Annotated in this window: 12 protein-coding genes; 2 read left to right on the forward strand and 10 right to left on the reverse strand. The window is 40.4% G+C overall.

Annotation, left to right across the window (positions count from 1 at the left end):
* Positions 1 to 93: 93 nt before the first annotated feature.
* The 8 genes from HQM11_07135 to HQM11_07170 all read right to left on the reverse strand — a co-directional run bounded on the left by HQM11_07135 (position 94) and on the right by HQM11_07170 (position 8,721).
* On the reverse strand, positions 94 to 1,116 hold the full coding sequence (locus tag HQM11_07135; GenBank protein ID MBF0350789.1) for a glycosyltransferase: 1,023 nt from the start codon (positions 1,114 to 1,116) through the stop codon (positions 94 to 96).
* A gap of 62 nt (positions 1,117 to 1,178) precedes the next feature.
* Entirely contained in the window at positions 1,179 to 2,042 is an 864-nt protein-coding gene (locus tag HQM11_07140; GenBank protein ID MBF0350790.1) for a hypothetical protein, read from the reverse strand.
* Positions 2,043 to 2,091: 49 nt separating this feature from the next.
* Complete coding sequence (gene dprA / locus HQM11_07145; protein MBF0350791.1) at positions 2,092 to 3,231, reverse strand: DNA-protecting protein DprA; 1,140 nt, start codon at positions 3,229 to 3,231, stop codon at positions 2,092 to 2,094.
* A 1-nt stretch (position 3,232) separates the two neighbouring features.
* A complete protein-coding gene (smpB, locus tag HQM11_07150; protein MBF0350792.1) occupies positions 3,233 to 3,703 on the reverse strand; it encodes an SsrA-binding protein SmpB in 471 nt (156 codons plus the stop codon).
* Positions 3,685 to 4,014, reverse strand: a complete 330-nt coding sequence (locus tag HQM11_07155; protein MBF0350793.1) for a PilZ domain-containing protein — start codon at positions 4,012 to 4,014, stop codon at positions 3,685 to 3,687. Before HQM11_07155 ends, smpB begins: the two co-directional genes overlap by 19 nt.
* A gap of 18 nt (positions 4,015 to 4,032) precedes the next feature.
* Positions 4,033 to 6,327 (reverse strand): DnaJ domain-containing protein, encoded by a 2,295-nt coding sequence (locus tag HQM11_07160; GenBank protein MBF0350794.1) that lies wholly within the window; start codon positions 6,325 to 6,327, stop codon positions 4,033 to 4,035.
* 10 nt (positions 6,328 to 6,337) lie between these two features.
* Positions 6,338 to 7,276, reverse strand: a complete 939-nt coding sequence (locus HQM11_07165; GenBank protein MBF0350795.1) for an SDR family oxidoreductase — start codon at positions 7,274 to 7,276, stop codon at positions 6,338 to 6,340.
* 272 nt (positions 7,277 to 7,548) lie between these two features.
* The gene (locus tag HQM11_07170) at positions 7,549 to 8,721 is read right to left on the reverse strand and encodes a glycoside hydrolase family 57 (protein MBF0350796.1); all 1,173 of its coding nucleotides are present in this window, start codon (positions 8,719 to 8,721) and stop codon (positions 7,549 to 7,551) included.
* A 144-nt stretch (positions 8,722 to 8,865) separates the two neighbouring features.
* Here HQM11_07170 and glgA point away from each other — a divergent pair, with 144 nt between their 5' ends.
* Entirely contained in the window at positions 8,866 to 10,338 is a 1,473-nt protein-coding gene (glgA, locus tag HQM11_07175) for a glycogen synthase GlgA (protein MBF0350797.1), read from the forward strand.
* Positions 10,339 to 10,355: 17 nt separating this feature from the next.
* Entirely contained in the window at positions 10,356 to 11,819 is a 1,464-nt protein-coding gene (locus HQM11_07180; protein ID MBF0350798.1) for a glycosyl hydrolase family 57, read from the forward strand.
* Here the strand turns inward: HQM11_07180 and HQM11_07185 are convergent.
* Together HQM11_07185 and HQM11_07190 are read right to left on the reverse strand one after the other, a co-directional pair.
* The gene (locus HQM11_07185; protein ID MBF0350799.1) at positions 11,807 to 12,709 is read right to left on the reverse strand and encodes a response regulator; all 903 of its coding nucleotides are present in this window, start codon (positions 12,707 to 12,709) and stop codon (positions 11,807 to 11,809) included. The genes HQM11_07180 and HQM11_07185 overlap by 13 nt on opposite strands.
* Positions 12,706 to 13,059, reverse strand: a complete 354-nt coding sequence (locus HQM11_07190; GenBank protein ID MBF0350800.1) for an STAS domain-containing protein — start codon at positions 13,057 to 13,059, stop codon at positions 12,706 to 12,708. Before HQM11_07190 ends, HQM11_07185 begins: the two co-directional genes overlap by 4 nt.
* Positions 13,060 to 13,409 lie beyond the last annotated feature (350 nt).

Genomic DNA, 13,409 nt, shown 5'->3' on the forward strand with positions numbered 1-13,409 from the left:
TGACAAATCAAAGTCGGTGAATATAACCTGAATTTCAAGAATTATTGCTTTATAACTTGTTCAATATAGATGCGCAACCAAAAATTCATGGAGTCATGTATTTTGGAAAGGAAGAAAGCGGGTAAGACTGACCGCTGTATTAATCATGGTCTGAAGTAATTTTCCTCCAACTGGCCCTAATAAAATCATGGTTTTAAGAAAATCGCATATGATTGAATTTTTATATCCAGCAGGAAGTTCCTGCAGAAATACCAATTTTTTTTGTGCATCATGATTCAGTTTGTTGATCAAATCGTAGCTGATATCCAAAATGACCGTTTTTTGAATAATGGTATAATCAATTTTTTCATGATGGACCCAGTTCCGCATTACTCCTTCACGGTGTGCCCAATCCAGAAGTTGCTTTTCTTCTTTATATCGCATCAATGATTTGCTGTTTGTTTGAGAAGCATTTGCATTGTGTCTTCGATATCGAAAGACGGGTGTAGCCGTCGCACAGATACGATATCCATGGAATAATACACGAAACCAGTACTCCCAATCCTGTACTTGTCCGTATGCAGGATTAAAGCCTCCTATCACATCAACCATTTTTTTTCTAAAAAAAACACTGGGGCAATTAATGTAAGCTCCTGTTAATAATTTGGAAAATTCAAATTCAGGAGAATGATAAATTTCTTGTTGGCGAAAATATTTATTTTGTTTATAGAGTTCAACAGGCGAATTTACAGGTTCCGATTTTTCGTTGATTGTGATGGCTGGACAATGAGCAAGGGCTGCGTCTGGATATTTAAGGATGAGACTTCTCATTGTTTCCAGATATGTGGGTTCATATTCATCATCAAAGTGCAGAAGTGTGAAAAATGGTGTTTTGACCAAATCCACGGATCTGTTCCAGTTTGAGGTAATTCCTGCATTGGCGTATTCAAAGATCTCAAGATGAGGCAATACAATTTCAGAATGACGAACTAGATCTACAGAATTATCCTTAGAACCATCGTCCACCACATATATTAAAAAATTTTGATATGTTTGCTGGCTCAGACTTTTAAGTGCACGAAGTATATAATGTGCACCATTATAATTAGGAATCAATACAGTGATGTCTGGTTGCATGAGGCGATTATAGCAGGAATGAATGGAAAATCTTGAGTCAGGAGAGCAGATACTGACATGCTCTATTGGGCATTTTGTACGGATTCAAGCGGATAATACTGGTCCAGAATCAAATCATGATTGCGATTCCATACTGTGACTCTCACGGCTTTGTATTTTGGAGAATAAGTATATTCCTTGAAAAAACGTTTGAACCGGCGGATGGAATATGAAGTAGCCTCTGTTTCCTTAAAGGGAATATCCATTTTTAGTTGAGTCTGGTTCACCAATAGCACACGGATATAACCAGACTGTATATCATCAGTCAGATTGTAGAGGTGGAGTTGAATTGCCATCTTGGTTTTTTCAGGGTCGATTTCGAATTGGAACTGATCAATCTTAACTTCAAAAGCATCTTTGGTTCCAATATTGATTGCACTGACACTGGCTTGAGGGGTTTGTAAGGAAGGCCCTTCACTATCTTCCTGTTGTTGGTATTGCATCAACTGTTTTTTGAGAGATTCAATCTGTTGCAGATAAAGCGTTTTTTGTGTTTGTAGTTCTTTGATAAAACCTTCTTTTTTTTGAAGCTGTTCCTGGACTTCCGTGATTTTGGCAACAAAGACATTCTCTTTGCTTTGAGATTCAGAATTCAATGGTTGTTTTTCCGCAATCATTGCCTTCAATTTTTGTAATTCAGTGTCATAATGGCTTTCAAGCTGACTTAGTGATTCCTGCAATTTTTCGGACTTTTGTTTTTCATCGTAATTAAGTTGCTGTACTTCCTGTATTTTAGCGTTATAGGCAAAGTACTGGTAGGTTGAAAAACAAGCCATGATCACAAAAATCAGGCCGATCAGCAAAAAAATTGATTTCAAATGATTGCTGTTCAATTGCCAGTTCTTTTTTGATCCAATGATATAGATTGATGTTTCCAGTTGTCCCATATCCGCTTCAGGATGAAATAATAAAAAGTCACTGTTCAATCAGACTTGTCTATGGCAAGTCCATGTTCTCCGCCAGACGATAAATTTGTCCACCGACAGAGTCAAGAATTCCGGTGAGTTCTAATTCAACTAGTATGCCTAACAATCGATCAATCGGAATTTTTGACGCAATATGAATGGAATCGATGGTTTCGACCCCATGATGAATGGTTTCAAGAGCCAACCATTGTTCAGCAGAATAATTACTTTTGTCCAGCAATTGTTTGTTTTTTTGTGCAAAGTCAAAAGAGGTTTGGTCTGATTTATTGCCGCACAGTTGGAGTTCTTCAAGAATTTCTGAGCCTGATACCACCAGTTTTGCCGCAGATGATGCGATTAATTGATTGGGCCCGGCACTGGTGGGCGAATCTACAGGTCCTGGAAGCGCAAAAACCTCCCGATTCTGGTTCAGAGCAAACCCGGCAGTGATTCGGGCACCGCTTTTAATTTTTGATTCAGTGATTGTGGTCCCCAGAGAAAGTCCGCTGATAATTCTGTTGCGAATAGGAAAATTACGGGCAAGAGGTTTCAATGCCAGGGGAAATTCAGAGATCAATGCACCTTGTTTAGTGATTTCATGGGCCAGTGGAATATTTTCAGGCGGATAGATATGTTGTAGACCTCCAGCCAGAACAGCGATTGTTTTTAGCCCCAATTCCAGGGCGGTCTCATGGGCAACCGTATCAATTCCCCGTGCGAGACCACTCACCACAACCGTGTCTGGACGAATTTGGGCAATTTCCTCAATCAGCCGTTTGGTGTGGCGTTTGCCATAAACAGTACAGGTTCGCGAACCTACGAATGCGAGGCAAGGGGCTTGGGGCGATGGCAGAGAGCCTTTGCAGTACAGCACAAGTGGGGGCGATGCGATTTCTTTCAAAAGTTTAGGATAATTTTCAGATTCATAGCATATCAATTTGAGGTCAGAATCTGATTCAAATAACCGTTTTTCAATCAGAAAACTTCTTGTATTTTGAGCTTGGGTAATGGCCAGGGCCAAACTGTGAGGGATACCTGACTTTTGTTGAATTTGTTCTGCAGGCGAATGAATCAGCTCTGATACTGAAGAGTATTGGGATAGTAATCGGTTGAGGGTTTTTATTCCGAGTCCTGAAACCAGATTGAGTGCAAGCCAGTCTAATTCAAGCATTTTAAAAACCATTTTTCATATTGCGGGCAATTTCTATTTTTGCCTCATCTTTTTTGAGACTTTCACGTTTGTCATGAAGTTTTTTACCTTTGACCAGCGCAATTTCAACCTTTACCAGCCCATGTTTGAAATACATCTTCAGAGGGATCAGCGTGAGTCCTTTTTCGCGGGATTGACCATAAAGTTTACGAATTTCCTGTTTGCGAAGCAGCAATTTTCTGGCTTGAAGGGGATCATGGTTATTGCGGTTTCCAAAATCGTAGTGATTGATATGTGCGTTGATAAGAAAGACTTCCATTGCAGGACTTACCGCACAATAACTTTCTGAAATATTGGCCTTGCCCAGGCGAAGGCTTTTTACCTCTGTTCCTCGCAGTTCAATGCCGGTTTCAAATGTCTGAACGATTTCATATTCAAAATGTGCCTTGCGGTTAGTTACAATGATTTTGATATTCATGGCACCCTTTTCAATAAAGTCTGGATATATTCTCCCAAATATATTGAGGCAACTTCATCCACATCAAAAAAATGAACTCCGATTTCATTACAATCATTATTTTTCTGAAACCAGCGAATCTCACTTTCAAGAACCAGATCTGTAGAAAAACAAATATTCAGGCGATCTCCAGGCTGGCAGGGTTCATTCCAGTCCAGACAAGCGCCACCAAGGGAAATATTTCTAATTGTCACCCGGTGGTTGTTCCCTGATGCTGTTTTTACAAGGAATTCCTGGTTAATGATAAATCTTTGCTGATTGCGCTGATGGATGTTTTTCGATGTCATTGGATTATATGAAATGGTTTATGATTGTCTGCGAAGATCATATTTCTTGCGTGTTTCCTGGTTAGACAACACTTCATACGCATTTTTAATCTGTAGTGTCATCTGCTCTGCCTGCTGTTTTACCCATTCAAAATCCGAACTTTGATGACGATCAGGATGATACTCTTTCAGTTTTTTATAGAAAGCTTTTTTAATGTCATCTGCACTGGCAGATTTTGGAACTCCGAGAATTTCATAGTAATCAGGTTTAATGCTTTCTGAATTCTTTTCCATTTTCGGGGGAGGATCTTCTTTTTTTTGTTCCTGCTGTTGTTTTTCAAATTTAAAACTCCGGAGAGTCTGCAAAATAAACAAAGTTTGTGAGGTGAGTTGATTATAATTTGCGTTGGGAGATGACGCTTTTTTTTGAATAATGCGTAATTCAGCCTCGAAATCCAGGAACTGTGTGCCATATTTTTGATGAATGTCCGCTTTTTGTGCCAGTTTAAGAAATTCCATGGTTTTGGACCAAGTCTCCTCATAGTGTTTAGGATTACCAAGGGGTTTTTGTGAGGTCGCTTGTTGTTGTTTAATTTTTGTATGCAATGGCGGTTTGAGTTTGGGTTCATCGTCATCCGGCTCCATTTTGAACCGGTGTATCCACAAATGTCGGGATCGATAGGCAAATATTCCTGCTCCTGCAAGGATTGAAAGTGCCACCATAGTGGTCAAAATATCCCATGCAAGATTTTGCTGGTCATGGGTTTCCACCTCATCAAGCAATGAAAGAGCCTGAGGGTGTTCAGGTGCGAGTTTCAGCGCATCATTGAGCAAATTTTTTGCCACAGTCCAGTTGCTGGAACGCATCCACTTTTGAGCACTCTGGATTTTCAGTTCAATTTGTGATTCTTTTTCAATGAACTCAATTTGTTGCCTGGCCTCACTGTAAAACTTACTTTGTTCCGGTACCTGTTGAAATAATTGAATTGCCTGCTGGGAATCGGCGTTCTTCATGGCTGTTTGAGCCTGTTCCATTAAAATCTGATCCTGATGCTCTTTAATTCGTTGAAGTGCGTCCATCGCTTCAGGATGTTGAGGGGATAGAACCAGAATATCATCAACCCAACGTTGGGCTTCCTGCCATTGTCCTGCGATTTCAGCCGCATTGAGGCTGTCCAGTAAGGATGATAATTGGTTGTTGGTCAAGGTTGTTGCGGGAATAGGCAGAATGTCAGGAAGTTCATCCAGATGGTTACGGTATCTCCGGGCTGTTTCATTGGCGCCCGCTAATTGAAGTTTCCGAATATAATCTTTGGGATCTTCATGTGTGACTGTGGAAGATACCACCATTTTTTGCTCAGGTGTAACGGTCACAATATATTTTCCTGTTGGACTCACAGCCAGAGCATTGGCGTGCGCCAAAGCCAGTTTATTCAAAATCTGCCCATCTTTTTTGATAATATAAGCAGAAAATTCATTGGATTTATTCCTGGTTGTGATCACCATGATTTTATCGTCATAAACAGGATACAGTCCCAAAGCCTGCTCATCTTTCAGATTGGCTGAAATCTGATGGATTTTAATTCTACTTTTCACATGTCCCCATACAAGATTGTTTTCACTATCGAGGGACAGCAGAATATTTGGGCGCACAAAGTAAGCGCCAACGACAGGAAAATGATGATAATCAATTTCTGCCAGTTTGTCTGATTGATAGGGGGCGTAGGTTAGAATTCGGTTGTTATGGGGAAAGAACACGGCCAATAGTTGTTGTTCCGGAGAATAAGCAAATCCGGAAGCTGGCATTTCACTTTTTAAAATTACACGTGATTGCGGTGTGTTTGTCTGGAGTTCATGAAAATTCAAGTCATCAATCCACCTCAGTGATTTATCAGGAAAATTGAAAGACGGGCGGGCTATGTGGGATCCCTGATACTCAAAAACTTGATGACTAACTGGATCAACAGGCTGGGAAGAAACAGAAATCGCATCGATGTTCCATATCTGGATCTTGTTTTGATGAGCCAATACCAGTTGCTGTAGATAGGGAGCAAAAGTTAAAAACTGAAAATTTTCACCACGGGATTTGAAATGAGAAATTTCTTTAGCGGTTTGGCGATCATAAAGATATATTTCGGTCTTGCCATTGATGACCAGTCCTGCGGCTATAAGCGACTCATCATAGCTGATCGCAAGCGAAGCAGAAGCAGGTAATTTGATCTCCTGAACTGTCTGGAGAAAAGTTGTCGGGGTTTCCGCTGTTGTGGACATGGCCGATAACAAGCAAAGTCCAATAGCGGTAATCCATGAGAACACATATTTATTGAGAGACATAAGGCCATTGTTATGTACTGCTGAGAATGCGATCAAAATAAGCAATGGTGTGTTTCAAGCCCTCATCCAGAGAAACTATTGGTTCCCAGCCAAGTTCTTTTTTTGCGAGGGAAATATCAGGTTTCCTTCGCGTCGGGTCATCCTGACGCCGGTCAATTTGTTCAATCACAGATTTTGAATTGGTCAAGTTGATGACTTTTCGGGCCAATTCCATCATAGTGAATTCTCCAGGATTACCGATATTGACAGGTCCAGTAAAATTGTCCTTGTTCATCATGCGCATGATAACTTCTACCAGATCAGAAACATATGAAAAAGATCGAGTTTGTTCACCATCACCGTGAAGCACCAAAGGTTGCCCTTTCAAGGCGGCAACAATAAAATTACTGACGACCCTGCCATCTTCAAGATGCATACGTGGACCATAAGTGTTAAAAATACGGACAATTTTTGTATCCACATGATTTTGTCGATGATAATCCATCATAAGAGTTTCTGCGACTCTCTTCCCTTCGTCATAACAACTCCTGATTCCAATGGGATTGACAGACCCCCAGTAGTTTTCAGTTTGGGGATGGATTTCTGGATCTCCATAAATTTCTGATGTGGATGCTTGAAGTATCCTGGCTTTTACCCGTTTAGCGAGTCCAAGCATATTGATTGCACCCATGATGCTGGTTTTAATCGTTTTGACGGGATTGTATTGGTAATGTACGGGTGACGCCGGGCATGCAAAATTAAAGATCCAGTCAACTTCCAACAGAATTGGTTCAACCACATCATGACGAATCAGTTCAAATTGGGGGTTGTCGAGCAAGTGAGCGATGTTTCGTTTTTGTCCTGTGTAAAAATTATCCAGGCAAATCACTTCATGCCCATCGTCAATTAAGCGGTCACATAAAAATGATCCGATAAATCCCGCACCACCAGTGACTAATACGCGTTTCATAGTAAACCTTGAAAAATAGTTGAAAGATTAATCCGTTAATTCATTTACTGAGCCAACTCGTGTTGTAATTGCTATTTGCCAAGGAGGATCTTGAATAAATACAGATTAATGCTTGAAGTTGTTTCATTTTCAATAATGAAAAAACGGAAATATTCCGGAAGGTCAGACGACCTTGTCGATCTGTTGATGAAATGATTTTGGGAAAAGCAATGATCCATAGGCAAAAAAATCCACCATGCAGAGCTGTTTGCGATAGTTCATAGGCCTGATAATCAATTCTTCCGGAGTTCATCCAGGTTAAACCAGACGGTGTCCAGATCTTTATGAACCCGGTATACCCATGATTCTCCCCAGTAAAGATAACAACTGGTTTCTGCTTTGAGCAAATGCCACATGGCTTCTTCCATCTGATACTGTCGATGGGGATCTTGGAGTTTATCACCAAGGACCTCTTTGAGGTAATATAAAGTCGCGCTAGTGTCATGAATTCGTCTTAACGCGTCTTTTTGTGCTTCAGATCCAGTCCATTGGACAAAACCAATTCCACTATGTTCTCCAGTATTCCATGAGCCAGAATGAACACGCACTTCTCCCCACCAACCATGCTGATTGATGTATTCATGAATAAAAATCGGTTTGGCTGGTGCCGTTCCCAGACGCACATTGTTTAGAAACTCAAGGTAAAAAGAATTCCAGAAATTGGCGGAATTGGCTGCGTTTCTGAACCATTCTCCATTTTCTCCATCAGTGCAAGTTACCACCAACGACGGGAAATCACACCATTGGGTTCGTTCCTGGAGTTCATGGGCAAACCATTCATAATTCATCCCTGATTCCTGAGCCTTAGACAAATCACGATCCCGGACAACAACGATAATTTCATCCTGTCCATAACGGGCAATATGGGGACGATATCGTAATTCTTCCCATTTCATTGGATGAAGGGGTTCAACATGTTCGCAGTCCACCAGGACATATTGGTAGCCAAAATGTTTGAGCAACGGGATCATTTCCATACAAAAGCCCATTTCAGGGGGCCAAAATCCGGGGAAATAATTTCGGAAAAAAATATGTTTGGCCAGCCCGATCCATCTCAACAGATGCTCTTCACGGTCTTTGGAAGGAATAAGCGGAAGTACAGGGTGATAATAGGCATTTCCTAAAATTTGAATAATTTTTTCATTTTGAAGAAACCACAGAAGATCACCACATTTGATGGTGTTATACACAAGATCTTGAAATTGCCGATTCGCTAAAGTTTCCAACAAGGTACCGGACATTGCCAGATGCACACGGGCAACATCCTCGAAGGCCCATAAGGTCCTTGGGATACGATCCAGCGCATACAAAATATCTTTTGCTTCCCATGGCTGGTTTTCCCATAAATCTTCCAAGTTTCTAGTTGGTTGATGTAAATTAAGAACTAGTCCATGATAATGTTCCATAAAAGACCTTCCTTTTTACCTGGCGAAATGTTAATCATCCCAATGATTTGAAAAGCATCTAACTCTGACAATCACTATTTTTCAAACCAAAAATTTATAGTGCTGTTTATTAATTCACATAGTCTGAATGATTTGTGAGGTTTTATGTATATTGTCATGATTGCGTCTGAATGTGCTCCTGTTGCTAAAATTGGGGGTTTAGGTGATGTTGTGTATGGATTAAGCCGCGAAATGGAATTGCGAGGCAATACAGTCGAAATTATCCTGCCAAAATATGATTGCATACAATATGAACATATTGGGGAGATGAAAATTGATCACCAGGATCTTTGGGTTCCCTGGTATGATGGGGCCATACATTGTACAGTATGGAGTGGATATGTTCATGGTCGGAAATGTTATTTTATTGAACCTCATTCTTCGGACCATTTTTTTGATCGGGGTGCTTTTTATGGCTTTGCGGATGAGGCGATGAGATTTGCGTTTTTCAGCAAAGCATCCTTGGAGTTTCTCTTGAAATCAAATAAACGTCCTGACATCATTCATTGTCATGATTGGCAGACAGGATTGGTACCTGTCATGCTATTTGAAATCTATAAATATCATGGTTTGTCTAATCAAAGAGTTTGTTACACAATTCATAATTTCAAGCACCAGGGAATAGTCGGTTCTGAAATTTTACGGGCGACAGGTTTGAACCATGAAGCCTATTATTATGATTATGAGCGCCTCAGAGATAATTTTAATGCCAATGCAATCAATTTTATGAAGGGGGGAATTGTCTATTCCAATTTTATTACCACCGTATCTCCTCAGCATGCATGGGAATCTCAGTATACGGATCAGGGACACGGAATGGGCCACACTATTCATGTGCATCGTCACAAATTTGGCGGGATTCTAAACGGATTGGATTATGAAGTCTGGAATCCTGAAAGTGATCCGCATATTCCATTTCATTACTCAATGAACGATGTGGAACTAAAATATAAAAACAAGGAGGCATTGCGCCGAAGAATGATGCTGAAAGATGGTTACAAGCCGATTGTGGCGTATGTCGGTCGTCTGGATACTCAGAAGGGGGTTCATCTTATCAGGCATGGTGCCTTTTATTCCTTATGGAAAGGGGTTCAGTTTGTATTGCTGGGCGTGAGTCCTGAGTTGGGCATCAATGATCACTTCTGGCATCTCAAAACATATTTGAACGACAATCCCGACTGTCATTTTGAAATAGGGTTTGATGAGCAGTTGGCTCATTTGATATATGCGGGAGCTGATATGATCATTGTGCCCAGCATTTATGAACCCTGTGGCCTGACACAGATGATCGCACTGCGTTATGGCACGGTTCCTATTGTGCGAGCCGTTGGTGGATTGGTGGATACTGTGTTTGACAGGGATTATTCCTATAAGCAACCTGCGGAACGTAACGGCTATTTGTTTGAACATCCTGATTTTGAAGGGTTGGAATCAGCCCTGAACCGGGCTATTGGATTGTGGTATTCCTGCCCGGAAGACTTCAGATATCTGATGCAGAATGGGATGCGTTATGATTATTCATGGAATCATTCAGGTCAGCATTACCAGAATATTTATAATTATATATGTCACAAATAATCGTAGAGGAGGAAACCATGGCAGCTATTGAAGAATATGTAAATAACCTTCCTAATATATCAGGACAGGAATCATTGGTGGAAGCATCAATCCAGCAAAGTAGAGGCAAAAAGCTGTTTGTGGACAAGGCCGGGATGAATTTTGAGCATTTAAAAAGTGTATTTGCGGTAGCGCTTCATATGCAACAGCCTTTAATTCCTGCTGGAGGGAACGATCTCAAGACCGCTGAAATTATCAGTAACCTTAAATATATGATGGACAATCAGCATCTTGGCGATAATCATAATGCCCCTGTTTTTCAATGGTGCTACAAACGAATGGGCGAAATAATTCCACAACTGATTTCAGAAGGAAAAAAACCAAGAGTCATGCTTGAATATACAGGCGTCCTCTTTCATGGACTGAGGAATATGGGTGCGCATGATGTGATTGATGCCTTGAAAACAATTACATGTCGGCCTGAATATCAGGACTGTGTGGAATGGTTGGGATGCCCATGGGGACATGCCGTGGCTCCTTCGACTCCTGTCCAGGATTTTCGTCTGCATGTAAAAGCCTGGCAGCATCATTTTGCCGCCATTTTTGGTTTTGAAGCATTGGAACGGGTAAGAGGGTTTTCTCCTTCGGAAATGGCTCTGCCCAATCATCCTGATGTGGCCTATGAATTTGTGAAAACGCTCAAGGATTGTGGGTATCAATGGGTTCTGGTTCAGGAGCATACTGTAGAAATGGCAGAAAATGGAGGGGGTATTCAACAGAAACATCTTCCACATCAACTTGTTTGTAAAAATTCAAAAGGTGATTCTGCCAGTATCATCGCCATCATCAAAACACAGGGGAGTGACACCAAACTGGTTGCGCAAATGCAACCTTATTATGAGGCAAAAAGCCTGAATCAATGGCAGTTGTGCGGCAAATCAATTCCTCCACTGGTTACTCAGATTGCGGATGGTGAAAATGGGGGGGTGATGATGAATGAGTTTCCATCAAAGTATATTGAGGTGATCCGGGAATGTTCCCATTCACAGGTTCCGGCAATGAACGTGAGTGAATATCTGGAATATTTATTCGGGATGGGGATTAAAGAACAGGACTTACCCAAAATCCAACCGGTGATGCAACATCATATCTGGGCACGTTTTACCCCTGGTAATGGTGCCGACCGCCTAAGAGAGGTGATTGAAGCATTGAAAAAAGAGGACCAGCGGTTTCATATGGATGGTGGAAGCTGGACCAATAATATTTCATGGGTACATGGATATGACAATGTGTTGGGGCCTATGGAGCAGGTGAGTTCTCTCTTTTTTGAAAAAGTATTGAAAACTTCAGTTTCCACCAATTCTCATGCCTATCGAAATGCCCTGTTTCATTTGTTGTCCTCGCAAACCAGTTGTTATCGATATTGGGGACAGGGACTATGGACAGACTATGGACAGGAAATTTGCAGAAGGGCTATTGAGATCCTGAATCATGATTTCTGAAAGGCTGTGACAGGAAGTTTTTTTTCAAAAATAACGCAATTCCCTTTTTCGTTCCATCGCAGAGAGTCTGTCATGGAACGGACTAAATAAAGCCCTTTTCCAGAACTGGCCAGTAGAATTGTCGGATCTGTGAGGTCTGGTAATTTTGAGGTGTTAAATCCGTTGCCTTCATCTTCAATCTCAAATACAAATCGATCGCTCATTAAAAGATATCGAATCAAGACCTTTTTGTTTGCGTACTCTGGTAGCAGTTCCCGTTCTTTTTTTAAGCGGTTATATTCATCCCAGTTGTCTTCTTTGACTTGAGATGACAATCCGAAATTTCCATGCATGATCGCATTCGTAATGCATTCCGTCAGACATAACACCAAATTGAAATCATGCATCTTGTAGCATTTGATCAAGGGCTCAATCCTGGCTTCAAAGTATGCAATAATGCGATAAGCCAGATTCATTTGACTGGGAATTTCCATTTGAGTCTGATCCTGGATCAAATAATTAATGGCATTATGAACCAGTTTTTTTCCATTGATTTTATCGGAAACTTTTTCAAGGGAATCAGCGAGAGCTTTGATTTTGAAAGGTTTGAGAATAAAATCTTCAGCACCCAGTTTAAGGGCTTCTATGGAAAGGTTGATGTCCCCGTGACCTGTGATGAACATGACTGATAAATCAGCATAGTCCTGTCGGAGTTTTTTGATAAACTCAATACCACTCATGACAGGCATTTTAATATCTGTAAGTACCAGCTCTACTGTATCCGTTTGAAGATACTTAAGTCCTTCCATAGCATTTCCTGCCTGAATTACATGATGATGATAACGATCAGTCAATGCTGTTGCCAGCATTTGACGAAAGCTGTCTTCATCATCAACAAGCAGAATCTTCATTCTTCACCTCTTGTGAAGATCAGTCCGTTATCCAGTGTGTCGAAGATACTCAAGATTTTATCAAGGCCCAGCATATTGAGAATCCGGGATGTTTTATTATTAAGCTGGCAAAGTGCATATTTTTTGTTGGAATCCTTGGTTTTTTTAAACGCAAAAACAAGAACAGCGATTCCATTAGAATCAATGTTTGTCATTTCCTCACAATCCAGCAATATGCTTTTGATTGTAGAATCCTGAAGAATTTTGATTAAATATCCTTTAAATTCATCACCTTTTTCCAGAGCCAGATGCCCTTTGATTTTGACTACACAACAGTCATTATTCATATAATGTGAAACTTCAAATTCCATAAAACCTCCTGAGTATGAATAAGAATACATCTAGACTACAGAAAAATGAAAGCATCAGTCAAAATAATTCTCTCATGATCAATAAACTTTAGTTGATGGCTGAGAAAAAACATTGTTTTTCCGTTGGAAATGACAACTCTCCGCAGGTTTATAATTAACTTGTGAACCTAAAATATGTTGAGTAAGTTCTGGTTTCAAGGGGTTTAATAAAATAACGTATTAACATATTGTAATTGTTTATTATTAAAAATGTTAAATGTTTTTTTTGAGGAGTCTCTGGTGAAGGAGTATCACAAAATAAATGAATAAAAAATTGTAAGTGATATGCAATAAAGAGGGGGGCCTGATGC

Source organism: SAR324 cluster bacterium (genome assembly GCA_015232315.1).
In the GTDB taxonomy this organism is placed as follows: Bacteria; SAR324; SAR324; order SAR324; family NAC60-12; genus JADFZZ01.

Bases quoted from the DNA above. Each gene is read 5' to 3' on its own strand.
- HQM11_07135 (MBF0350789.1), bottom strand. From the start codon at position 1,116: ATGCAACCAGACATCACTGTATTGATTCCTAATTATAATGGTGCACAT.
- HQM11_07140 (MBF0350790.1), bottom strand. From the start codon at position 2,042: ATGGGACAACTGGAAACATCAATCTATATCATTGGATCAAAAAAGAAC.
- dprA (MBF0350791.1), bottom strand. From the start codon at position 3,231: ATGCTTGAATTAGACTGGCTTGCACTCAATCTGGTTTCAGGACTCGGA.
- HQM11_07155 (MBF0350793.1), bottom strand. From the start codon at position 4,014: ATGACATCGAAAAACATCCATCAGCGCAATCAGCAAAGATTTATCATT.
- HQM11_07160 (MBF0350794.1), bottom strand. From the start codon at position 6,327: ATGTCTCTCAATAAATATGTGTTCTCATGGATTACCGCTATTGGACTT.
- HQM11_07165 (MBF0350795.1), bottom strand. From the start codon at position 7,276: ATGAAACGCGTATTAGTCACTGGTGGTGCGGGATTTATCGGATCATTT.
- HQM11_07170 (MBF0350796.1), bottom strand. From the start codon at position 8,721: ATGGAACATTATCATGGACTAGTTCTTAATTTACATCAACCAACTAGA.
- glgA (MBF0350797.1), top strand. From the start codon at position 8,866: ATGTATATTGTCATGATTGCGTCTGAATGTGCTCCTGTTGCTAAAATT.
- HQM11_07180 (MBF0350798.1), top strand. From the start codon at position 10,356: ATGGCAGCTATTGAAGAATATGTAAATAACCTTCCTAATATATCAGGA.
- HQM11_07185 (MBF0350799.1), bottom strand. From the start codon at position 12,709: ATGAAGATTCTGCTTGTTGATGATGAAGACAGCTTTCGTCAAATGCTG.
- HQM11_07190 (MBF0350800.1), bottom strand. From the start codon at position 13,059: ATGGAATTTGAAGTTTCACATTATATGAATAATGACTGTTGTGTAGTC.